This is a genomic window from Rhodanobacter sp. T12-5 (genome assembly GCF_008329435.1).
Lineage (GTDB): Bacteria > Pseudomonadota > Gammaproteobacteria > Xanthomonadales > Rhodanobacteraceae > Rhodanobacter.
In genome coordinates this window covers 229,436-251,141 of record NZ_NPKN01000007.1, presented here as the reverse complement: position 1 = coordinate 251,141, position 21,706 = coordinate 229,436, and the positions used below count along the sequence as shown (strand labels likewise).

The 21,706-nt window shown below is 66.3% G+C and carries 27 protein-coding genes and 1 pseudogene; 12 read left to right on the top strand and 16 right to left on the bottom strand.

Annotated elements, in window-relative coordinates; all coding sequences use genetic code 11:
• The 3 genes and pseudogenes from CIW53_RS17975 to CIW53_RS14745 form a co-directional block, all read left to right on the top strand.
• A pseudogene (locus CIW53_RS17975) lies at window positions 1-122 on the top strand (IS3 family transposase); the annotation flags it as partial.
• Between the two features lie 484 nt (window positions 123-606).
• Window positions 607-969: a PadR family transcriptional regulator gene (locus CIW53_RS14750; protein WP_149365476.1), complete on the top strand. Its 363-nt coding sequence runs from the start codon at window positions 607-609 to the stop codon at window positions 967-969.
• A complete protein-coding gene (locus tag CIW53_RS14745; RefSeq protein WP_149365475.1) occupies window positions 969-1,892 on the top strand; it encodes a sensor domain-containing protein in 924 nt (307 codons plus the stop codon). The genes CIW53_RS14750 and CIW53_RS14745 overlap by 1 nt, the downstream gene beginning before the upstream one ends.
• Before the next feature lie 47 nt (window positions 1,893-1,939).
• Here CIW53_RS14745 and CIW53_RS14740 read toward each other — a convergent pair whose 3' ends face one another.
• Window positions 1,940-2,227, bottom strand: coding sequence for a hypothetical protein (locus CIW53_RS14740; RefSeq protein ID WP_149365474.1), 288 nt, complete (start codon window positions 2,225-2,227; stop codon window positions 1,940-1,942).
• A gap of 128 nt (window positions 2,228-2,355) precedes the next feature.
• On the opposite strand from CIW53_RS14740, the gene CIW53_RS14735 reads away from it, so the two are divergent.
• Window positions 2,356-2,964: a class I SAM-dependent methyltransferase gene (locus CIW53_RS14735; RefSeq protein ID WP_149365473.1), complete on the top strand. Its 609-nt coding sequence runs from the start codon at window positions 2,356-2,358 to the stop codon at window positions 2,962-2,964.
• Between the two features lie 92 nt (window positions 2,965-3,056).
• Here CIW53_RS14735 and nth read toward each other — a convergent pair whose 3' ends face one another.
• Both nth and CIW53_RS14725 read right to left on the bottom strand, forming a co-directional pair.
• On the bottom strand, window positions 3,057-3,692 hold the full coding sequence (gene nth, locus CIW53_RS14730) for an endonuclease III (RefSeq protein ID WP_149365472.1): 636 nt from the start codon (window positions 3,690-3,692) through the stop codon (window positions 3,057-3,059).
• Window positions 3,689-4,309, bottom strand: a complete 621-nt coding sequence (locus CIW53_RS14725) for an RnfABCDGE type electron transport complex subunit B (RefSeq protein ID WP_149365471.1) — start codon at window positions 4,307-4,309, stop codon at window positions 3,689-3,691. Before CIW53_RS14725 ends, nth begins: the two co-directional genes overlap by 4 nt.
• A gap of 82 nt (window positions 4,310-4,391) precedes the next feature.
• Here CIW53_RS14725 and CIW53_RS14720 point away from each other — a divergent pair, with 82 nt between their 5' ends.
• Entirely contained in the window at window positions 4,392-4,682 is a 291-nt protein-coding gene (locus CIW53_RS14720) for a hypothetical protein (protein WP_149365470.1), read from the top strand.
• Between the two features lie 105 nt (window positions 4,683-4,787).
• Here the strand turns inward: CIW53_RS14720 and metG are convergent, their stop codons facing one another.
• Both metG and CIW53_RS14710 read right to left on the bottom strand, forming a co-directional pair.
• Entirely contained in the window at window positions 4,788-6,914 is a 2,127-nt protein-coding gene (gene metG / locus CIW53_RS14715; protein WP_149365469.1) for a methionine--tRNA ligase, read from the bottom strand.
• A 140-nt stretch (window positions 6,915-7,054) separates the two neighbouring features.
• A complete protein-coding gene (locus tag CIW53_RS14710; protein ID WP_149365468.1) occupies window positions 7,055-7,519 on the bottom strand; it encodes a DUF2147 domain-containing protein in 465 nt (154 codons plus the stop codon).
• Window positions 7,520-7,691: 172 nt separating this feature from the next.
• Here CIW53_RS14710 and apbC point away from each other — a divergent pair, with 172 nt between their 5' ends.
• The 4 genes from apbC to CIW53_RS14690 all read left to right on the top strand — a co-directional run bounded on the left by apbC (window position 7,692) and on the right by CIW53_RS14690 (window position 10,644).
• Window positions 7,692-8,786 carry an iron-sulfur cluster carrier protein ApbC gene (gene apbC / locus CIW53_RS14705; protein ID WP_149365467.1) on the top strand — a complete coding sequence of 365 codons (1,095 nt, stop codon included), beginning with the start codon at window positions 7,692-7,694 and terminating at the stop codon, window positions 8,784-8,786.
• A complete protein-coding gene (locus CIW53_RS14700) occupies window positions 8,783-9,331 on the top strand; it encodes an NADPH-dependent FMN reductase (protein WP_242451924.1) in 549 nt (182 codons plus the stop codon). The genes apbC and CIW53_RS14700 overlap by 4 nt, the downstream gene beginning before the upstream one ends.
• Before the next feature lie 173 nt (window positions 9,332-9,504).
• Complete coding sequence (gene dcd / locus CIW53_RS14695) at window positions 9,505-10,071, top strand: dCTP deaminase (RefSeq protein ID WP_149365466.1); 567 nt, start codon at window positions 9,505-9,507, stop codon at window positions 10,069-10,071.
• 96 nt (window positions 10,072-10,167) lie between these two features.
• Window positions 10,168-10,644 carry a hypothetical protein gene (locus tag CIW53_RS14690; protein ID WP_149365465.1) on the top strand — a complete coding sequence of 159 codons (477 nt, stop codon included), beginning with the start codon at window positions 10,168-10,170 and terminating at the stop codon, window positions 10,642-10,644.
• Between the two features lie 72 nt (window positions 10,645-10,716).
• On the opposite strand, the gene pcp is transcribed toward CIW53_RS14690, so the two are convergent.
• From pcp to CIW53_RS14650, 8 genes are read right to left on the bottom strand one after another with little or no spacing between them, the layout of a single operon-like run.
• A complete protein-coding gene (gene pcp / locus CIW53_RS14685; RefSeq protein ID WP_149365464.1) occupies window positions 10,717-11,373 on the bottom strand; it encodes a pyroglutamyl-peptidase I in 657 nt (218 codons plus the stop codon).
• A 13-nt stretch (window positions 11,374-11,386) separates the two neighbouring features.
• Window positions 11,387-12,364 carry a DUF979 family protein gene (locus tag CIW53_RS14680; RefSeq protein ID WP_149365463.1) on the bottom strand — a complete coding sequence of 326 codons (978 nt, stop codon included), beginning with the start codon at window positions 12,362-12,364 and terminating at the stop codon, window positions 11,387-11,389.
• A gap of 2 nt (window positions 12,365-12,366) precedes the next feature.
• Window positions 12,367-13,062, bottom strand: a complete 696-nt coding sequence (locus CIW53_RS14675) for a DUF969 family protein (protein ID WP_149365462.1) — start codon at window positions 13,060-13,062, stop codon at window positions 12,367-12,369.
• 31 nt (window positions 13,063-13,093) lie between these two features.
• On the bottom strand, window positions 13,094-13,858 hold the full coding sequence (locus tag CIW53_RS14670) for a 5-oxoprolinase subunit PxpA (protein WP_149365461.1): 765 nt from the start codon (window positions 13,856-13,858) through the stop codon (window positions 13,094-13,096).
• Window positions 13,855-14,913: a biotin-dependent carboxyltransferase family protein gene (locus CIW53_RS14665; RefSeq protein WP_149365460.1), complete on the bottom strand. Its 1,059-nt coding sequence runs from the start codon at window positions 14,911-14,913 to the stop codon at window positions 13,855-13,857. Before CIW53_RS14665 ends, CIW53_RS14670 begins: the two co-directional genes overlap by 4 nt.
• Entirely contained in the window at window positions 14,910-15,617 is a 708-nt protein-coding gene (gene pxpB / locus CIW53_RS14660) for a 5-oxoprolinase subunit PxpB (protein ID WP_149365459.1), read from the bottom strand. Before pxpB ends, CIW53_RS14665 begins: the two co-directional genes overlap by 4 nt.
• Window positions 15,614-16,039, bottom strand: a complete 426-nt coding sequence (locus CIW53_RS14655; protein WP_149365458.1) for an HIT family protein — start codon at window positions 16,037-16,039, stop codon at window positions 15,614-15,616. The genes pxpB and CIW53_RS14655 overlap by 4 nt, the downstream gene beginning before the upstream one ends.
• Window positions 16,036-16,704: a dienelactone hydrolase family protein gene (locus CIW53_RS14650; protein ID WP_149365457.1), complete on the bottom strand. Its 669-nt coding sequence runs from the start codon at window positions 16,702-16,704 to the stop codon at window positions 16,036-16,038. Before CIW53_RS14650 ends, CIW53_RS14655 begins: the two co-directional genes overlap by 4 nt.
• A gap of 158 nt (window positions 16,705-16,862) precedes the next feature.
• Between CIW53_RS14650 and rimO the strand changes: the two genes are divergently transcribed.
• From rimO to CIW53_RS14635, 3 genes are read left to right on the top strand one after another with little or no spacing between them, the layout of a single operon-like run.
• The gene (gene rimO, locus CIW53_RS14645; protein ID WP_149365456.1) at window positions 16,863-18,200 is read left to right on the top strand and encodes a 30S ribosomal protein S12 methylthiotransferase RimO; all 1,338 of its coding nucleotides are present in this window, start codon (window positions 16,863-16,865) and stop codon (window positions 18,198-18,200) included.
• Window positions 18,201-18,204: 4 nt separating this feature from the next.
• Entirely contained in the window at window positions 18,205-19,023 is an 819-nt protein-coding gene (locus CIW53_RS14640) for a DUF3025 domain-containing protein (RefSeq protein ID WP_149365455.1), read from the top strand.
• A gap of 17 nt (window positions 19,024-19,040) precedes the next feature.
• The gene (locus tag CIW53_RS14635; protein ID WP_149365454.1) at window positions 19,041-19,292 is read left to right on the top strand and encodes a hypothetical protein; all 252 of its coding nucleotides are present in this window, start codon (window positions 19,041-19,043) and stop codon (window positions 19,290-19,292) included.
• A 90-nt stretch (window positions 19,293-19,382) separates the two neighbouring features.
• Here CIW53_RS14635 and greB read toward each other — a convergent pair whose 3' ends face one another.
• From greB to CIW53_RS14620, 3 genes are read right to left on the bottom strand one after another with little or no spacing between them, the layout of a single operon-like run.
• Complete coding sequence (greB, locus tag CIW53_RS14630) at window positions 19,383-19,883, bottom strand: transcription elongation factor GreB (RefSeq protein WP_149365453.1); 501 nt, start codon at window positions 19,881-19,883, stop codon at window positions 19,383-19,385.
• On the bottom strand, window positions 19,880-20,134 hold the full coding sequence (locus tag CIW53_RS14625) for a hypothetical protein (protein WP_242451923.1): 255 nt from the start codon (window positions 20,132-20,134) through the stop codon (window positions 19,880-19,882). The genes greB and CIW53_RS14625 overlap by 4 nt, the downstream gene beginning before the upstream one ends.
• Window positions 20,135-20,146: 12 nt before the next feature.
• On the bottom strand, window positions 20,147-21,655 hold the full coding sequence (locus CIW53_RS14620) for a helicase HerA-like domain-containing protein (protein ID WP_149365452.1): 1,509 nt from the start codon (window positions 21,653-21,655) through the stop codon (window positions 20,147-20,149).
• Window positions 21,656-21,706 lie beyond the last annotated feature (51 nt).

Here is a 21,706-nt window from a genome sequence, read left to right as displayed (position 1 = left end):
AGGCACGGTCCGACGTCTTTGACTACATCGAACGCTTCCACAATCCCCGAATGCAACGCAGAATCGAGGTTCGGGATCGGGCCTTCACGGCCTTAACTCAACTGTCCGCGAAAACGGGGTAGAACCCCTACGACCGGGACGCGCACCGCGCAAGACGTCCCCGCGCCGAATAAAAACGCGACATTCGCTTCCGGCTGCGTTAGATGGTTGCGAAGCGTTTCCAGCACCTTCCTTGGATCATGCGTCGTCATCGAGCCCCCTGAACAATGGCGCGGCCGCCTGCCTTCTTTAGCTTCAGGGTACAGAACGCTCAATGGAAGCGCTATGTATAGCGCTAACTATCCCACAAGGCCATTGATCAGTGTGGCCAGCGGCCATGCCAGGTCTTTCTCAGCAATCCAAGAGGCGGGCGGATCTCATCGTCGGCTGAGCCAGCTGAAATCAATGTGTGTACAGGCTCCTGGAATCAATGTTTGTACAACGGGTACACACATTGGTTTCATGCCCAACCGCCAGCTCGGTTGGGGGCATGACTTCAGGCCCATGCACTAGTATCAAGTTCATACTATTGTTCACTCACACATAAGCGGCAATGCAGGTGAGCGAGTGGATGACAGCGCCAGTCAACTGAAGAAGTTCCAGAAGGAGCTTTCCAGCGGCACCGTGTCGCTTGTGCTGCTGGCCGTGCTGGGTCAGTCGCGCCAGCCGATGTACGGCTACCAGATCGCCAAGCGGCTGGAGGAAACGGGCGAGGGCGTGCTGGCCGGCAAGCAGAGCGCGCTGTACCCGGTGCTGCGCAATCTGGAGGCGGCCGGCCTGCTGGCCAGCGAAATCGAACCCTCGATCAGCGGCCCGCCACGCCGCTACTACCGCATCACCAAACCGGGTCGCGAGACGCTGCGCGCGTGGGTCGCCGCCTGGACTGCCACCCGCGATTCTGTCGATAACGTCTTGCAAGGAGGGGTGTAATGAACGCGCCACGGACCATCAACGAATACCTCGATCAGCTGCGTGGAGCCCTGCGTGGCGCCGACCCCGCCTTGATCCAGGATGCCCTGTACGACGCCGAGGAACATCTGCGCGCCGAGCTGGCCGAGCAACCTGGCCGCGACGAGGCGACGATGCTCGAACACGTCGTCGGCAGCTACGGCGCACCGGACGAAGTGGCGGAGATCTACCGCGACCAGGAAATCAGGATCCAGCGTGCGATCCGCCCGCCGGCGCCGGCAAAGCACCGTTCGCTGGCCGGGCGATTCTTCGGTGTCGCCGCCGATCCGCGTACCTATGGCGCGCTGTTCTACATGCTGCTGTCGCTGGCAACCGGCATCTTCTATTTCACCTGGGCGGTAACCGGCCTGTCGCTGTCGGTGGGGTTGTCGGTGCTGATCATCGGACTGCCGTTCATCGTGCTGTTCTTCGGCAGCGTGCGCGTGTTGTCGCTGGTGGAAGGGCGCATCGTGGAGGCGATGCTCGGCATGCGCATGCCGCGACGGCCGGTGTACCCGACGCAAGGCATGACTCTGATGCGGCGCATTGGAAGCATGTTCACCGATGTGCACACCTGGACGACGCTTTGCTACATGTGGCTGATGCTGCCGCTGGGTATCGCGTACTTCACCGTCGCGGTGACCCTGCTCAGCGTGTCGGTGGCCTTCATCGGCGCGCCGCTGGTGATGCTGTTCCGTCGCGAGTGGCTGGCCGGGGTCTACGTGGATCGCCAGGTCCTCGTGGACTGGGGCTTCGGTTCGCACCAGGCGGGCTGGGGCGACGCGGTTGCGCTGTGCGTGCTCGGCATCGTCCTGTTGTTCGCCACCTTGCATCTGGCGCGGGCCTTGGGCCGCATGCATGGGCATATCGCCAAGCACATGCTGGTGCCACGCGAAGCCGTTTGAAAGAACACTGCGTTGGCCTTGCGTGAAGTGGCATCGCCGTGCGGAGTTCAGAATTCGTCGGTGAATTCGATGCCGGCGTCGCGGTCATGCGCGATGACCTCGGCGCTGCCACGAACGAGGTCGGCAACCTGGTCGTTCGGTGTATCCACCTCGATCCGATAGAGCTGGCCCTCGCTGTCGCCTACCGATTCGCTGGAGCTGGAGTCTTCGCGCATGCCGGACATCAGGTCGTCGATTTCCTCCACCCGTTCGATGTGGTCGATGCCGTGCAGGGCGGCCATGACGGCGTCGGCGTCGGCACGGTTGCCCGTCAGGCGGAAGCGGATCATGGGCATGGCGGTACTCCTGGGCAATGCATGCGGGATTCGATGCTGGCAAACCCCGTGCATAAGCAAGGTGATGCCGGAGCACAGGTGCAGTTACCATCGCCACTCGCGATGCAGCGATGGTTCAGGAAAAACGCATGCCCAAGACCTACGACCGCGACTATTTCGACAAGTGGTATCGCGACCCGCGGCATGCCGTCGGGTCGCCGGCGGAGCTGCGGCGCAAGGTGGCCATGGTGGTGGCGCAGGCCGAGTATTACCTCGGCCGCACGATCCGCAACGTGCTGGATGTCGGCTGTGGTGAAGCGACATGGCGCGCGCCGCTGCGCGCGCTGCGGCCGGACATCGCCTATCGCGGACTGGACGCCAGCGAATACGCGGTGGCGCGGTATGGCCGCAGCCGCAACATCGGGCTGGCGCGCTTCGGCCAGCTCGAACAGCTGCGCTTCGACACGCGCTTCGACCTGATCGTGTGCACCGATGTACTGCATTACCTGAAGCCGGCGGAGATCCGCGCGGGCCTGCAGGGCATCGGCGAGATGCTTGAGGGCGTGGCGTTTCTGGAAGTGTTCACCAGTCGCGACGACGTGGCCGGCGACCACCAGGGCTTCGTGTCGCGAGCACCGGCCTGGTATCTGCGTGAGTTCGGCAAGGTCGGGCTGCTGCCGTGCGGTTCGCATTGCTACCTGGGGCCGCGACTGGAGCGGCACATCGCGGCGCTGGAGCGTGCGCAGTTGCCGGGTTGAGCGGGGAACGGGAAACGGGGAACGGGGAACGTGGAACGGGGAACGGCCAGAGCATCGCGGCTCCTGCTCTTGTTCCCCCATTCCCCGTTCCCTTAGCCCACCGTCTTGTCCCTGTAGCGGCACAAATCGCTGATCACGCAATGCGGGCAATCCGGCTTGCGCGCCTTGCACACGTAGCGGCCGTGCAGGATCAGCCAGTGATGGGCGTCCTGCTTGAACTCGGCCGGGATCGCTTTCTCCAGCTTGTCCTCCACGGCGCGCACGTCTTTGCCCGGCGCGAGTCCTGTGCGGTTGGCGACGCGGAAGATATGCGTGTCGACCGCGATGGTCGGCTCGCCAAACGCTGTATTGAGCACGACGTTCGCGGTCTTGCGTCCCACGCCCGGCAGCGCTTCCAGCGCCTCGCGCGTGCGCGGCACTTCGCCATCGTGTTGCTCGATCAGCAGCCGGCACAGGGCAATCACGTTCTTCGCCTTGGCGTTGAACAGGCCGATGGTGCTGATGTAGCGCTTCAAGCCCTCTTCGCCCAGCGCAAGGATCGCCTGCGGCGTGTTCGCCACGGGGTAGAGCTTCTTCGTCGCCTTGTTGACGCCCACGTCGGTGGCCTGCGCGGACAGCACCACGGCAACCAGCAGTTCGAACGGCGAGCTGTAGACCAGTTCGGTGGTCGGGTGCGGGTCGAGTTCGCGCAGGCGCGAAAACAGCTCGATCACGTCGGCGCGCTTCATGGCTTCGGTCCTTGCTGTTTCGCTTTGGCGCGGGCCAGCGCAGCCAGCACCGGATTGACCGGCCCGGCGGCGGCGTCCACGGCGGCCTTGCGCGCTGCCAGTTCACGCTCGCGTTCGGTGTGCTGGCGGGCCAGTCGCGACTCACGGCGCTGGAAGTGTTCGCGCGCCGCATCGGCGTGGGCCGGATCGATCTGCGCGGTCGGCATCGGCAGCAGCACGATGCAATCGACCGGGCAGGCCGGCACGCACAACTCGCAGCCGGTGCAGTCGTCGGCAATCACCGTGTGCATCAACTTCGCCGCGCCCACGATCGCATCGACCGGACAGGCCTGGATGCATTTGGTGCAGCCGATGCAGTCCGCTTCGACGATGCGTGCCAGCGTCCGCGGCTTCTCCATGCCGTGCGCGGGATCCAGTGGCAGCACGGGCGTGTTCAGCAGGGCAGCCAGTTTTTCGATGCCGGCCGCGCCACCGGGTGGACATTGGTTGATCTGCGCCTCGCCACGTGCGATCGCTTCCGCATACGGCCGGCAACCGTGGTAGCCGCATTGCTCGCATTGCGTCTGCGGCAGCAGCGCGTCGATGCGGTCGGCCAGAAGGGCGATGGGATCACTCATGCGTGGATGCGGGACGGGCGATAATCGAGGCTCATTGTCCCGCAATTGATCGACGCGTGTTGATCGTCACTGGAGTGTCGCCATGAAATCCTCGTATCTCGCTTCCCTGCTGCTGGCTGCCGTGTTCGGTGCCGGCGGCTCGATCCTGCTGACCCACGCCGGTCCGGCACAGGCGGAAACCTCTTCCGTCTCCGGCGACACGGTGACGGTGTTCGTCGATGCCACGTTCGGTTTCCGCAAGAAGCACATGGCCACCGAACTGACCAGGTCGCACGCCGACTACGCGGCACGCGGCTACCGCTACGTGGACATGGCGCCGTACAGCGAGAACGGCGACCTGGTCGGCTTCTTCGTGACGTATACGAAGCAATAGCGGACCGGACCGGGATCGTTTGCAGGAGCGCACCCTGTGCGCGATGGTCTTGCGCCGGTCAAGCCAAGAGCATCGCGCAGGGTGCGCTCCTGCGAAGCTGGCGGATCAGCGGACGGTGGCGCCGGGCTTCGCGCCCTGGTCGGCATCGAGCAGGAACAGGTCGCTGCCGCCGTCGCCGGCCGAGAGGATCATGCCTTCGGACAGGCCGAAGCGCATCTTGCGCGGGGCCAGGTTGGCGATGAACACGACGTTTCGGCCGACCAGTTTTTCCGGCTCGGCATAGGCGGCGCGGATGCCGGAGAAAATCTGCCGCGTGCCCAGCGGACCCGCGTCCAGTTCGAAGCGCAACAGCTTGTCGGAGCCGTCCACGAATTCGCAGACGTTGACCTTGCCGATGCGCAGGTCGAGTTTGGCGAAGTCGTCGATGGAGATGTGGCCGGGATTCGGGATCGGGGATGCCCCGACCTTCGCCGGTTGAGAGGGGGGATTCGTTGCAGCGGGCTTCGTGCTGTCGTTCATGGGCTTTTTCTTCTTGTCGGCAACGGGAGCTTCGGCGGGAGCGCCGAGCGAATCCTTCGAGGCTTCGACCATCGCCTCGATGCGCTTGGGATCGATCCGGCCGAGCAGCGGCTCGAACGCATTGATGGCGTGGTTGTGCAGGGTGGCGCGGGCATCGTCGAAGTCCGCGATCGGTGCGGCCAGGAATTGTTCGGCCGCCGCCACGGTGGCCGGCAGGATCGGCTTGAGCACGCCGGCCAGCAGGCGGAACGCGCTCAGTGCGAACGAGCACACCTGGTGCAGTTCGTCGCGCAGGCTTTCGTCCTTGGCCATCGCCCACGGCGCCCTGGCGGCGATATGCCCGTTGACCAGGTCGGCGATCAGCACGAAACGACGGGTGACTTCGGCGAAGTCGCCGCCGGCGTACAACGCAGCGACGTCGTCGTAGTGTTCCAGCAAGGTGTTCCACAGTGCGGTTTCCTGCGCGCCGAATTGGGGCGCCAGTCGACCATCGAAGAACTTGTGCACGAAGCCGGCGGTGCGGCTGGCGATGTTCACCCACTTGCCGACCAGGTGCGAGTTGACGCGCTCCTCGAAGGCCTTGAGGTCGAGGTCCACGTCGACCGGCGTATCGCTGAGCATGCTGGCGAAGTAGTAGCGCAGGAATTCCGGGTGGATGCCGGCGTCCAGGTACGTGCGCGCCTGGATGAAGGTGCCGCGCGACTTGGACATCTTCGCGCCGTTGACCGTGAGGTAGCCGTTGACGTGCAGCGCGGTCGGCGTGCGGAAGCCGGCGCCATGCAGCATCGCCGGCCAGAACAGGCCGTGGAAATTGATGATGTCCTTGCCGATGAAGTGGTGCATTTCGGCTTTGCTGCCGGGGGCGAGGAAATCGTCGAACTTCAGGTGGGTCTTGTCGCACAGCGCCCTGAAGCTGGCCAGGTAACCGACCGGCGCGTCCAGCCAAACGTAGAGGAACTTGCCCGGCGCGTCGGGAATCGGAAAGCCGAAGTAGGGCGCGTCGCGCGAGATGTCCCAGTCGCGCAGGCCGCCGTCCAGCCACTCCTTGAGCTTCGCCACGACGCCGCTGTTCGCCACCGGCTTGCCGTGGGTGAACGCGCCGGCGAACCAGTCGCGCAACAGCCCCTCGAACTTGCCCAGCTCGAAGAAGTAGTGCTCCGAATCGCGCAGCACCGGCGTGGCGCCGGACATCACCGAGTAGGGATTGATCAGGTCGGTCGGTGCGTAGGTGGCGCCGCAATGCTCGCAGTTGTCGCCGTACTGGTCCGGCGTACCGCAGTTCGGGCAGACGCCCTTGATGTAGCGATCCGGCAGGAACATCTGCTTTTCCGGATCGAACAGCTGCTGGATGCTGCGCCGGGCGATGTAGCCGGCGTCGCGCAGGCGCGTGTAGATCAGCGTCGACAGCTCGCGGTTCTCTTCCGAATGGGTCGTGTGATAGTGATCGAACGCCACCCCGAACGCGGCGAAGTCCGCCTCGTGGCCTTCGCGGATGCCGGCGATGAAGGCCTCGGGCGTCACGCCGGCTTTCTCCGCGGCCAGCATGATCGGCGTGCCGTGCGCGTCGTCGGCGCAGACGTAAACCACCTGGTTGTCGCTCATCCGCTGCGCGCGCACCCAGATGTCGGCCTGGATGTAGCCCAGCAGATGACCCATGTGCAGCGGACCATTGGCGTAGGGCAGGGCGTTGGTGACGAGCAGGCGACGACTCATGGCAGGCAATCATTCGGGACGACTGCGCATTATGGCATGGCCGTCCAAATCGCTGCCGGTTGCGGTGCGCTGGCTATACGCCGAAAAAAAGGCGCGCCGTCATTGGCGCGCCTTCTTGAAACAGGATGTCGACGCAACGCTCAGTCCTGGCGCTCCCACGTCTGGCTGCGACCGAGCAGGGCGAAGCCGATGTAGCCGTGCACGTCGAGCTTCCGGCCGCCATCCTTGAGGGTGAGCTTCACCTTGTAGGTCTTGCCGCTCTTGGGGTCGATGATCTTGCCGCCGTCCCATACGTCGTCGTCCTTGGTGACGCCCCACATGATGTTCATGCCCTCGATCGGCTGGTCCTTGCGTTCGCCATCGCACTTGGTGCATTTCGGAAATTCGCCGTCACGGGCGATGTCTTCCGGCGAGCGGTTCAGCAGCTTGACGATGGTGGCCTTGTACTCGCCGTTGTTCTCGGTGATCTGCACGATCGATTTCGCCTGGTGGGTGGCGTCGTCGATGGTCTTCCACGTGCCGGCCGGAGTGTCGTTGGCGGCCAGTGCGGTACCCGCCGCCAGCAGCAGGCCGGCGGCAAAAGTCAGGCAAAAAGCGTGCTTCATGGTGTTCCTCCCGTACGAAAGCGTATGGACGCGAGACTGGACAGGTTCCGCAGGGTCGTCAAGCTGCATTGCGCCATCACGGAATCGACACGATCGGGTCCCTGATCCAGGTCAGCGGGACGGTTGTGCAGGGCTGGCATAATGGGCGCTCCCCGCAATCATCCGAGCCCTCATGACACAGGCGAACGAAGTCCTGGTCCGCCAGATCCTGGGCGGACTGATCGATACCCATACCGGCGCATCGCTGGCCGAATCCGTGCGCGCGATCGGCGTGGACGGCGCCAAGGTGTCGGTGGACCTGCAACTGGGCTATCCGGCGGCCGGCGCGACCGACGCCATGGTGGCGCGTGCGCGGCAGGCACTGGAGGCCGACCCGGCGATCGAGTCGGCCGCGGTGTCGATCACCAGCCGCATCCACGTACACAAGGTGCAGGGCACGCTGGGGCCGTTGCCGAACGTGAAGAACATCATCGTGGTGGCCTCGGGCAAGGGCGGCGTGGGCAAATCGACGGTATCGGCCAACCTCGCGCTGGCGCTGCAGGCCGAGGGCGCGAAGGTCGGCGTGATGGACGCGGACATCTACGGCCCGAGCCAGCCGACCATGCTGGGCGTGCACGGCAAGCCGGCCTCGCCGGACGGCAAGAGCATCACCCCGATGCAGGCGCACGGCATGCCGGTGATGTCGATCGGCTTCCTGGTCGAGGAGGACACGCCGATGATCTGGCGCGGCCCGATGGTGACCCAGGCGATGATGCAGTTGCTCACCGACACGCGCTGGGAACAGCTCGACTACCTGATCGTCGACCTGCCGCCGGGCACCGGCGACATCCAGCTCACGCTGTCGCAGAAGGTGCCGGTGGCCGGCGCGGTGATCGTTACCACGCCGCAGGACATCGCCCTGCTGGATGCGCGCAAGGCGCTCAAGATGTTCGAGAAGGTCGAGGTGCCGGTGCTGGGCGTGGTGGAGAACATGGCGACCCACATCTGTTCGAACTGCGGCCATGAGGAACACATCTTCGGCGAAGGCGGTGGCGAGCGGATGTCGGCGCAATACGGCGTGCCATACCTGGGTTCGCTGCCGCTGGACATCCGCATCCGCGAGCAGGCCGACGGTGGCAATCCCACGGTGGCGGCGATGCCCGATTCCGACCTCGCTGCGCGCTACCGCGAGATCGCGCGCAACGCGGCCGGCCGGCTGTCGCGGCAACCTCGGAACAAGTCGTTGGGGTTGGGCAAGATCGTGGTGCAGGGCGCGCCCGCCACATGATGCCGTCGACGCCGCGGCGCGTGCTGTGCCTGTCCGGCAGCCTGCGTCGGGTGTCGTCGAACACCGCGGCGCTGCAGGCGGTGCAGCAACTGGCTCCGGACACACTGGAACTGGTGCTGCATGAGGGGCTCGGCGCGTTGCCGCTGTTCAACCCGGATGATGATGCGCCGCCGCTGCCGCCGTCGGTTCTCGCCTTGCGCGAAGCCGTCGGCTGCGCCGACGCCCTGCTGATCGCCTGCCCCGAATACGCCCACGGCGTGCCCGGTGCGTTCAAGAACCTGCTCGACTGGCTGGTCGGCAGCCTGGAGTTTCCGGGCAAGCCGATCTTGTTGCTCAACACCGCAGCGCGCGGCTCGTACCATGCGCAGGAGGCGCTGGCAGAAATCCTGTACACCATGTCCGCCCGATTGCTGGCCGCGCAACCGGTGATGGTGGCGCTACCGGGTGCAGGCTGCACGGCGGCGCAGGTGCTGGCCAGCGCAGAGCGCTGCATGGAATTGCATGCGGCGCTGGATATCCTGGCTGAAATTCCACTCCACCCGTAGGAGCCCGCTTGCGGGCGATGCTTTTCTTGCGGAATCGGGAGAGCATCGCCCGCGAGCGGGCTCCTGCGGGGTCGTGGCCACGCGGTCGGCTGGCGCGGCAGCACCCCGACCATGTATTTTTGCCGCTTTGCGCCCGGCCCGACCGGGCGACATCGCCACCGACCGGAGTTCACGTGAGCATCAAACCCGACAAATGGATCCGCCGCATGGCCGAGAGCCACGGCATGATCGAGCCGTTCGAGCCGGGCCAGATCAAGCTGCGTGACGGCAACAAGCTGATCTCCTACGGCACCTCCAGCTACGGCTACGACGTGCGCTGCGCGCGCGAGTTCAAGATATTCACGAACATCAACTCGACCATCGTCGACCCGAAATCGTTCGATCCGTCGAGCTTCGTCGACGTCGAGGCGGACGTGTGCATCATCCCGCCGAATTCGTTCGCGCTGGCGCGCACGGTCGAGTACTTCCGCATCCCGCGCAAGGTGCTCACGATCTGCCTGGGCAAGAGCACCTACGCGCGCTGCGGCATCATCGTCAACGTGACGCCGCTGGAGCCGGAGTGGGAGGGCCACGTGACGCTGGAGTTCTCCAACACCACCCCGCTGCCCGCCAAGATCTACGCCAACGAGGGTGTGGCGCAGATGTTGTTCCTCGAATCCGACGAGGAGTGCGAAACCAGCTACAAGGACCGCGGCGGCAAGTACCAGGGGCAGCAGGGCGTGACCCTGCCGCGCACCTGAGACCGCAGGCTGAATGGCCGCCATCCCGGCCGTTGCCGCCGTTCGCTGCCGGGTTACACTCCCCGGCTCAAACCGATTGATCGCAAGGAGACCCGCATGATCCGTTTTTCCACATTGCTGAAGCGCGCGACGGCCGCGATCATGCTGGGCAGTCTGCTGGCGCTGGCCGGTTGCCATCTCGGCGGCACCAAGGGCGAGGAGGTCAGCACGGCCTCGATGAAGGGGCAGTTCGATGTCGTCATCAAGGCCTACAAGCAGGGCCAGTTCCTGGTCGATGGCGCGGTGTTGTCGGCGATCGACACGGGCAGCCATTTCGCCTACCTGAAGGACCAGGGCAAGCTGCCCAAGACGGTGCTGCTGGAGCGCAGCGACGATTCGAAGATCCGCAAGCAGCATCTGCAGTACATGGCGCGCATGCAGCTCGACTACGGCTTCAAGGTGTACTACGACGACAAGGGCACGCTGAAACAGATCAATCCGCAGGACACCAAGGCCCGCAAGCTGGAAGACCACCATGATCCGGTCAAGGCGCCTGATGCCCCGCCCATCGATCACAGCGGCAACGGCTACTAGCCTGACGCGCAGCACGTGATATCAGAGGCCCGCGGAGCGATCCGCGGGCCTCTTTCATGGGGGTGACCGATTTCAGTCGAGCGTGCCGGCGCCCAGCTTGCGGTCGACCGTGGTGCCGACGGCCGCGCGCAGCGCGATCTTCAATCCGCGCACCACCTCGGCCTGCGCCATGCTGGCAGCGCCGTGCCGGCGTGCCGCCTGTTCCGGCAGGAAGGGAATGTGGATGAATCCGGCGCGCACGCCGCGCCGTTTCGCGGCGAGGTGCAGCATCGCGTAGGCGACGTGATTGCAGACATAGGTGCCGGCACTGTTCGATATTTCCGCGGGCACGCCTTGTGCCTGCAGTGCGGCCAGCATCGCCTTGATCGGCAGCGTGCTGAAGTAGGCTGCCGGCGCGTCGGCGATGACCGGCTCGTCCACCGGTTGCGCACCGGCGTTGTCCGGGATGCGCGCATCCTGCAGGTTGATCGCCACCCGCTCGATCGACAGCTGGTGGCGGCCGCCGGCCTGGCCGACGCCAAGCAGGATCGCGGGGCCGAGTTCGCGCACGGCCGCCTTGAGCATGCGCAGCGAGGCGGCGAAGTCGGTCGGCAACTGGCGTGCCACGACGAGATGCCCGCCGATGCGGCTGCCGTGCAGCGTGCGCACGGCTTCCCACGATGGATTGACAGGCTCGCCGGCGAACGGATCGAAACCGGTCAGCAGGATGCGTGGCAGGGCTGCGCTCATGGCTTGGCTTGCCTCAATGATGAAAGCGGAACACCAGCAGCCACATCATCACGAAGGTGGCCGCAAGAATCCACAGCGCGCTCCATACCTGCGCGCGGATGACGCCGTACGGCGAACGCAGTTCCAGCAGCGCCGCGGGCACCAGGTTGTAATCGGCCGCCATCGGCGTCAGCAGGGTGCCGCAGTAGCCGCACAGCATGCCCATCGCGCCGAGGATCGCCGGGTCGGCGCCGTGCTGGCGGATCAGCAGCGGCAGGCCGATGCCGGCCATCATCACCGGGAACGCGGCGAACGCATTGCCCATGATGATGGTGAACAGCACCATGCCCAACGCGAACGTGATCAGGCATGCCAGCGCGCTGCCGGTAGGCAGCCAGGTCGTGGCCAGCGCGGCGATCGCCGCGCCGACGCCGCTGCGCGTGAACACCTCGCCCAGCGCCGCCAGCAGCAGCGGCAACAGCGCCGCCCAGCCGATCGCGTCGAGCAGGCGACGGCCTTCGCCCAGGCCCGCATGCAGCGGGGCGCGCGCCACGCGCGCGGCGGCGAACAGCGCGATCACGCAGGCCAGCGCCAGCCCGGTCAGGGTCATCTGCGCGGTGGCGAACAGGTGATGTCCACCGATCGCCAGGTACGCACCGAACAGCGCCACCAGCAAGGTCACCAGCGGAATCAGCAGCGCTGGCACCAACAGTCTGTGGCCGAGCGCGATCGCCGAGCGCAGACGCTCGGCGGTGCTGTTGTCCTCGACATGGGGATGTCGACGCAGGCGCGGGGCCAGCAGCGCCAGCACGATCACGCCAACACCGGCCAGTTGTGCCGGCAGCGGATGGCCGGCGGCCTGCTGCCGCAGGACAAGATCGCCGGCGCCGAACAGCGCCCCCAGCACGAGCCAGAATGCCGCATGCCAGACATGCCGCTCGCGCAGGTTGCGCAGGCCCGTGTAGAGCAGGAAGGCGGCGATCAGCCAGTAGGCATATTCGATGCGCAGCATGCTCAGGTCGCCGATTCGATGCTTGCAACGGCAGCGCGGCGCTGCAGGCGGCGCTGGTACAACCAGATCCGCGCGGACTGTATGACGAAGGCCGCGATCGCCGTGGGCAGCGCCCACAACGCGATCGACAGCGGGCTCAGCTCGATGCCGTGCTGGCTGTAGAAACCCTGGATCAGCAACACCGCACCGAGCGCGATGAAGACGTCCTCGCCGAAGAAACGGCCGATGTTGTCGGTGGCCGCGGCGACGGCACGCAAGTCGTCGCGATCGGCATCGTCCAGGCTGGGCAGGATCTTCGCCGCCGCGGCCTCGCCCATTGGTGCGAGCAGTGGGCGAACCGTCTGCGCGTGACCGGCCACGCCGGTGAGTCCGAGCGTCGCCAGCAACTGGCGCAGCAGCAGGTAGCCGATCAGCAGCCGGGCCAGGGTCAGTCCCTTCAGGCGTGCCATCCAGCGTTGCGCGTGTTCCCGCAGGCCGGCGTGTTCGAGCAGGCCGATCGCCGGCAGGGTCAGCACGAACAGCATCAGCATGCGGCTGGAGACGAAACTCTCGCCGAGCAGGGCGAGCAGGTCCGCTGCCGTCAGGCCGGCGAGCAGGCCGCTGGCTATCGCGGCGGTGACCACGACCAGCACCGGATTGAATCGCAGCACGAAGCCGATCACGATCACCGCGATGCCGAGCAGGGGCCAGTAGTTCATGCGTGGTTTCCGTGGTGTCGGGAGGTGGACATCATGCGGGCTCGGGCGCCGCGATCCGCATGCCGGCGGCTTCAAGCGCGGCGCGCACGCGGCACGCCAGTTGCGCCGCGTGCGCGCCATCGCCGTGCAGGCACAGCGTGTCGACCTGCAGCTGCACTTTGTGCCCGTCCAGCGCGAGTACCTCGCCGTCGCGTGCGAGGCCGAGGGCCTGGGCGGTCGCCAGTTCGACGTCGTCGATCACCGCATCCGGTTCGCGACGCGGCTGCAACGAGCCGTCGGCGCGGTAGCGGCGATCGACGAAGCCCTCGGCCACCACGCTCAGGCCGAGTGCGCTGCCGGCGGCGAGCAAGGCCGAGCCGGCCAGCCCGAACAGCCGCAGCCGTGGATCGAAGTCGCGCACGGCACGGGCGATCGCGTTCGCCAGCACGGCGTCGCGTGCGGCCATGTTGTACAGCGCGCCATGAGGTTTGACGTGGGCCAGCCGGGCGCCGACGGCCCGCGTGAATGCGTGCAGCGCACCGATCTGGTAGAGCGTCAGCGCATGCACTTCGGCTGGGGTCATGTTGAACTCGCGGCGGCCGAAACCTTGTAGGTCGGGCAGCGAAACGTGCGCGCCGATCGCCACGCCGTGCGCGATCGCCCGCGCCACGGTGTGCTGCATGATGTCCGGATCGCCAGCATGGAATCCGCAGGCGATGTTCGCCGAGCTGAGCTGGGCCAGCAGCGCATCGTCGTCGCCCATGCGCCAGGCACCGAACGATTCGCCGAGGTCGCCGTTGAGGTCGATGTGGTTCATGAACGGTCCATTGGAGTGCGTTCCCGCCGGATGCTCTTCAGCCGGTCGCGTATCGGCCGGTCTTGAATCGGGTCGATGTCCTGCAGCCGTTGGGCAATCGTGTCGATCAGCCGCGCCAGTCGCTGCTGGCGCGCGGCCAGACGGCCCAGCGCTTCGTCCATGCTGCTGTCGCGAAAGCATACGGTATCGCCCGGGCGGCGTTGTGCCAGTCGCGGCAGGTCCACCGCGGCGAGCTGGCCGATCCGCGGATAGCCGCCGGTGACCGGTGCTTCGGCCATCAGTACGATCGGCTGGCCGGACGGTGGCAGTTGCAGGGTGCCGGGAAGCGCGGCTTCGGAAATCATCTCGAACGGCGCCTGCAGGTGCAGTGCATGGCCGTCCAGACGGCTGGCCGTCCGATTGCCCTGTTGGCTGACCACGAAGTTTTCGCCGTAGAGCAGCCGGCGCGAGACGGCGTCCAGTTGCGCGTCATGGCTGCCGCGCAGGAGTGCCAGCGGCTGGGGGTTGAAGTCGAACCAGGGCTGCGGGTCCAGGCTCCAGCCCAGGACGTGCAGCTCGTTCGATTGGGCAAGGTCGACCAGTGGCTCGGCCGTGCCGAGCGGCAGCACGTCGCCGGCGCGCAGGGCGCGGCCGTGTTCATGACCGATCCGCGCGTGCATGTCGCTGCTGCGGCTGCCCAGCAACGGCGTCACCGCGAAGCCGCCGCGAACGGCAAGGTAGCTTCGGCAACCCATGCTCATGCCGCCCAGTCGCAGCACGCTGCCGGCCGGCAGCAGGCAGGTGGTCCACATCGGCAGCACCAGCTCTTCGACGGCAGCCTTCATCGGCGCACCGGTCAGCGCGATCACGGCAGGCTGTTCGAAGCGCAGGCTCGGGCCGATCATGGTGCACTCGATCGCCGCCTCGCCCTGGCTGTTGCCTACCAGTGCGTTGGCCAGCTGCCATGCCGGGCCATCCATCGCGCCGGCCCGCCCCACGCCGAGCGACTGGTAGCCGAACCGCCCACCATCCTGCAGGCTGCTCGACAGGCCGGGCTTGATGATCTCGACGCTCATGCGGTGCGGTCCGCAGCCAGCTGCAGGAAACGATCTTCGTCGATCGCATGGAAACGCACATGGTCGCCCGGTGCCAGTCGCGACGGGTTGCCGGAGGCGATGTCGAACAGGCGCAGCGGCGTGCGCCCGATCAGCTGCCAGCCACCGGGCAGCTCATCCGGGTAGATGCCGGTCTGGTTGCCGCCGATCGCCACGCTGCCGGCCGGCACACGCTGGCGCGGGTTGCTGCGCCGCGGTACCGCCAGCTGCGGGTCCAGGCCGAGCAGGTAGGGAAAGCCGGGCGCGAAACCGAGCATCGCCACGCGGTAGTCAGCTGCCGCGTGCAGCGTTGTCACGGCCTGTGCATCAAGCCCGCATAGCGCCGCCACTTCAGCCAGATCGGGGCCGTAGTCGCCGCCGTAGCACACCGGGATCAGCAGTTCGCGTGGCGCGGGGATGTACGTATCGGCCTCGGCCAGTGCCGCACTGGCGGCGACCTGTACCCGCCAGTGCGGCAACTGGCCGTCGCCATTGCTCCAGCCCAGCGGATCGAAGCGCAGCAGCAGGCTGGCGTAGGCTGGCACGCATTCCAGTTGCGGCAGGCGCTGGCGCAGACAGGCTGCCGCGGCCTGGACCCGGGCATTGATGTCGAGGTCGATGCGGTTGCCGAAGCGCAGCAGCAATGCGTCCTCGGCCAGCGCTTCGAATTCGATGTCGGGCGTCATGGCAGCGTTGCCGCAAGTGCCCGGCGCAACGCGTCGAGCCTCCCGGGGAGGTCGGCATTCGCATACGGCTGTGCGTGACCGTGTCCCCATACGGGTCCGGGCCAGGCCGCATCGCCGACGCGGCGCGCCACGAGATGCACGTGCAACTGGCGCACGATATTGCCCAGTGCGCCGAGATTGAGTTTGTCGCATGGAGCAGTGGCGTGCAGCGCGGCGCTCGCGCGATTCACTTCCTGCCAAAGGGTGGCCTGCCCGGCGATGTCCAGGTCGGTGATCTCGACCAGGCCCGTGCGACGCGGCACCAATACCAGCCACGGGTAGCGGGCATCGTTCATCAGGCGCACCTCGCACAGCGGCAATGACGCGACCGCGCAGGTGTCGATGGCCAGGCGCGGGTCGAGCGTGAAATCGGCTTCGCTCATGCGTCGGCCAGGTGCTGTTCGAAGAACGCCAGCGTGCGCTGCATGGCCAGCTGCGCGCTGGCCGGGTGGTATTGCGCACCGACGTCGCGGTTGAAGCCGTGATCGGCCGGATAGGTGAAGACGTCCATCTGCGGCATCGCCTCGCGATGCTTCGCCACCATCTCCGGCGGGATGTTCGGATCCTTTTCTCCGAAGTGGAACATCACCGGTGCCTTCGGCACTTCATGCAGGAACGGCAGGTTGCGCGCGCCGTAGTAGCTTACCGACGGCAACCCCAGCCGCAGCGCGGACAACAGCGCCACCGTGCCACCCCAGCAATAGCCGACCGTGCCGATCCGGCCGGCGGACGAAATCGCCTCGGCTGCGCTGGCGACATCCTCCAGCGCACGGTCCAGCCCCAGTTCCGTGATCAGCTGTTTGCCCTTGGCGTAGCCGGCCCGGTCGTAGCCCAGCTCCACGCCGCTTTCCAGGTGGTCGAAGAACGCCGGTGCAATGGCCGTATAGCCGTGTTCGGCGAAGCGGTCGACGACGCTGCGCATGTGCGCGTTGACCCCGAAGATCTCCTGGATCACCACGATGCCGCCTTTCGGTTTGCCCGCGGGTCGGGCCAGATACGCGCCAATGCACTGCGTGCGGGTGGTGGGCAGGTTGATTTGCTGGCCCATGGCGGGAGTTCCTGATGGGAAAGAGTGGATTGTAGGCGAACGGGAAACGACAAGAGCGTCGCACAACCTCGGCTCTCCGTTTTTCGGTTCCCCGTTCCCGGTTCCCCGTTCCCCTATAATCGCCTGTTTCCCCGCGCGTTTTCACGGTAACCCAAGTCATGTCCCAGCCCGCCCACAAGATCGGTTTCGTCAGCCTCGGCTGCCCCAAGGCGCTGGTCGATTCCGAGCGCATCCTGACCCAGCTCAAGGTGGAGGGTTACCAGATCGTACCCAGCTACGGCGAGGCGGATGCGGTGGTGGTGAACACCTGCGGCTTCATCGATGCGGCGGTGCAGGAGTCGTTGGACTCGATCGGCACCGCTCTGCACGAGAACGGCAAGGTCATCGTCACCGGCTGCCTGGGCAAGCGCGAGGCGCTGATCCGTGAAGCCTATCCCGATGTGCTGTCGATCAGCGGCCCGCAGGACTACGCCAGCGTGATGACTGCGGTACACACCGCGCTGCCGCCGCAGCGCAACCGGTTCCTCGACATCGTGCCGGACACGGGGGTCAAGCTGACTCCGAAGCATTACGCCTACCTGAAGATTTCCGAGGGCTGCAATCACCGCTGCAGCTTCTGCATCATCCCGTCGATGCGCGGCAACCTGGTCTCGCGGCCGGTCGACGAGGTGCTGGTCGAGGCGGAGAAGCTGGTCAGGGGCGGCGTCAAGGAATTGCTGGTGATCTCGCAGGACACCAGCGCCTACGGCGTCGACGTGAAGTATGCCGAGCACGAGTGGCATGGCAAGTCGTATCGCACGCGCATGACCGAACTGTGCGAGGGCCTGTCCGAACTGGGCGTGTGGGTGCGCCTGCACTACGTCTACCCGTACCCGCACGTGGACGAGATCATGCCGCTGATGGCCGCCGGCAAGATCCTGCCGTACCTGGACATCCCGTTCCAGCACGCCAGCCCGCGCATCCTGAAACTGATGAAGCGCCCCGGCAACATCGACAAGACGCTGGAGCGCATCCGCCACTGGCGCGAGCTGGTGCCGAACCTGACCATCCGCAGCACCTTCATCGTCGGCTTCCCCGGCGAGACCGATGCCGAGTTCGAGGAACTGCTCGACTTCCTGCGCGAAGCCGAGCTCGATCGCGTGGGCGCGTTCGCCTATTCGCCGGTCGACGGCGCCAAGGCGAACGAATTGCCCGACCCGGTTTCCGAGGAGTTGAAGGAAGATCGGCTGGAGCGGTTCATGGCGGTGCAGGCAGAAATCTCCGCGGCGAAACTGCAGCGCAAGATCGGCAGCACGATGACCGTGCTGGTCGACGAGGCGAATGCCGATGGCGCGGTCGCGCGTTCGGCCGCCGACGCGCCGGAGATCGACGGCAGCGTATTGATCGCCGACGGCCAGGCGCTGAAGCCCGGCCAGTTCGTCGAAGTCGTGATCGAAGCGGCCAGCGAACACGACCTGCACGCGCGGCTGGCCCATCCCAAGCTCAAGCTCGTGTAGGACCGTGCGTTATGTCGCGCCCGCCCGCGGCACGGTCGATCCGCAGGTATTCGATCGGCCGCCGCTGGCGACCTGGCAGGACCACGCCGACCTGCTGCAAGGGCCGCTCTGGCCCACGATCGAAGCACTCAACGCACTGTGGCCGACCACGGCATCATTCCGCTTCGTGGCGCAGGATCCCGACCTGCTCGCCGACGGCCTGCACTACGAACAGCGCATCGCCGAACACGGCCGGATCGCCACCCGCGAGGGCAACTGGCACGACCTGCTCAATGCGCTGGCATGGCTGCGATATCCGGCGCTGAAACAGGCATTGAACCTGCGCCAGATGGCCGAGATCGCGCACATGGGTCCGAAGCAGCGCTCGCGTGCCCAGTACGCGATGACCCACTTCGACGAAGGCGGCGTCATCGTGGTCCTGCGCGATCCGGCATTGCTGCGGCTGTGGGACGCGCACGACTGGCACGGCCTGTTCTGGCAAAACCGGCAGGCGTGGCTGGACGGTTCGATCCGATGTGAGCTGTTCGGGCATGCGCTGCTGGAACTTGCGTTGAATCCGGACAAGTTGCTGGTAGGGAAGGCGGTGGTGTTCCTGTCGACCGGCGACGTGGATATCCGGCGAGCCGGCGCGCACTGCGCCGGGCTGATCGCCACCGGCATGCTGCTGCACGACCCGCTGGAACTGCGCCCGCTTCCGCTGTCGGGCATCCCGGGTTGGCATCCGGCGAACGCCGACGAAGCCTTCCATCGCACCACCGTCTGCTATCAGCCGAAGCGCGCCGGGAGACGCTATCCGCCCGCGCAGTTGCTGCCACCGAGGTAAGTGACGCGGGCAATCAGATGACCCGTATCTGGCAGGGCCTCATCGCACATGATGGCTCGGTGGAGTTGGACGTGAGTGGGCATCACGCGCGCGGCAATGCACAGGAGGTGGCGAACTGGATCGGTTATGGCGAGGACGTGCTGGCAGTGGCCGATGCCGCTCTCCTGGCCGGCGAGGGCTTGCCGTTCGCCATCGCCCGCCATGAAGCGCTCGGCGATTACCCGGATCCGGACGATTTCGAGCGGGCAAGCCGTGCATGGCCGACGTGAGGAAATGCCAGCGCCCGTCACCGCCGTGGATTTCCCGGGAAACCAGCTGGTCGCCGCCGAACAGCGCGGGGTGATACGCGGGCTGGACGATCAGTCGTAGTCCACCGCGATCACCGTGAATTCGGCCGGTCCGCCTGGCAGTTCGGCGGCGAACTCGTCATCGACGCTTTTTTTCAGCACGGCCCGGGCCAGCGGCGAGTCGATGCTGATCCAGCCAAGCTTCGCGTCGGTCTCGTCGGGGCCGACGATGCGGTAGCGCAGAATTTCGCCGGTATCGCTGTTCTCCAGCTCGATGCGGGCGCCGAAGAACACCTTGTTGCGATCGGCGGGTGCGCCTTCGGCCACCTTCAGCGCCGGGATGCGTTTGCTCAGGTAACGCGCCCGGCGGTCGATTTCGCCGAGCTGTTTCTTGCGGTAGATGTATTCGGCGTTTTCCGAGCGGTCGCCTTCGGCGGCGGCAGCGGCGAGCGCCTTGACCACCTCCGGGCGCAGCACGTGCCAGAGGTGATCGAGTTCGGCCTTGAGCCGCTCGAAACCCTCGCGGGTGATGATCGCGGTGGAGCCGGGGGAGGGCGGACGCCAGCGGCTCATGCGGGGCTCGCCAACTGCTGTCGTTGCGCGTCGATCTCCATGCGCAGCGGGTGATCGGCATAGCGCCGCGTGGCGGCCCATACCAGTGCGCTGGCCAGCGCACCGATGTAGCCCGGCAACAAGCCGGCGTAATGGATCAGCGGCAGCACCACGCAGGTGGGCAGGGCGGCGCCACGCAACGGATAGCCGAAGCCGCTTCGCAGGCGTGCGTGGAACGATGTGTCGGCGGCGACGGTTTCAACGCGTGGCATGCCGTCGTGCGCTCAGCGCTTGCCGCCGAAGATGCCGCCGAGTACGCCACGCAGGATCTGCCGACCGAGCTGGCTGCCGGCGGTGCGGACCATCTGCTTGCCCATGGTTTCGATCATGCCCTGGCGACGCTTGGTGCCGAACAGCGCGTCGTGCACGGCGCCACTCCAGCCGGCATCGGTGTCCTTGAGGCTGCCCTTGGGGGGCGCATCGGCGGCGACGGTGGCGGCATCGGCGGCCTTGTCGCTGGCGCGCTTGGCCAGCATCTCGGCGGCGGATTCGCGATTGACGGCGGTGTCGTATTTCGCACCCACCGGCGAGCGCTGGCGGATGGTGCTGCGCTCGGCGTCGGTGATCGCGCCGATACGGCAGCACGGGGTCGTCACCAGCACCTGTTCCACCGGCGTGGGTACGCCGCCGTTGGCCAGCGTGGATGCGAGCGCCTCGCCCACGGCGAGCTTGGTGATGGCTTCGGTGACATCGAGTTTCGGGTTGGCGACGAAGGTTTCCGCCGCGGCCTTGACTGCCTTCTGGTCGCGCGGGGTGAACGCGCGCAGCGCGTGCTGGATGCGATTGCCGAGCTGGCCGAGGATCACGCCGGGCACGTCGTCGGGGTTCTGCGAGCAGAAGTACACGCCCACGCCCTTGGAGCGGATCAGCCGCACGACCTGCTCGACCCGCTGCAGCAGCGCCGGCGAGGCGTCGTCGAACAGCAAGTGCGCTTCGTCGAAGAAGAACACCATCTTCGGCTGGTCCAGATCGCCCACTTCCGGCAACTGCTCGAACAGCTCGGACAGCAGCCACAGCAGGAAGGTGGAATACAGCCGCGGTTTCATGATCAGCTGGTCGGCGGCCAGCACGTTGATGATGCCGTGCCCGCTCATGTCCTGGCGCATCAGGTCGGTGAGTTCCAGCGCCGGTTCGCCGAAGAACTGGTCGGCGCCGTCGCCTTCCAGTTTCAGGATCGCGCGCTGGATCGCGGCGATGCTCTGCGTGCTGATCAGCCCGTACTGGGTGGAAATGGCCTTGGCGTTCTCCGCGGCGTAGGTGAGCAGCGCACGCAGATCGGCCAGGTCCAGCAGCAGCCAGCCCTGGTCGTCGGCAGCCTTGAAAATCACCTCGAGCACGCCTTCCTGGGTGTCGTTCAACTCCAGCACGCGGCCGAGCAGGGTGGGGCCCATTTCGCTGACCGTGGCGCGCACGGGATGGCCGAGCTTGCCATAGATGTCCCAGAACACCACCGGGTTGGCCTGCGCTTTCCAGTCGGTGAGCTTGAGTTTGGCCAGGCGGGCCTTGAGCTTGTCGCCCGGCTCGCCGGCGGCCATCGCCAATCCGGCCAGGTCGCCCTTGGCGTCGGCAAGGAAGCACGGCACGCCGAGTTTCGAGAATCCTTCGGCCAGCACCATCAGCGAGACGGATTTGCCGGTGCCGGTGGCGCCGGCAATCATCCCGTGGCGATTGCCGTAATGCGGGTCGAGATTGACGCTGGCACTGTCGTTGCGGCCGATCAGGATGTCAGTCATGGTGTTCCGTCCCTTGGTGTCGAGCGATTGTAGCCAGACGCCGGCGCCGTC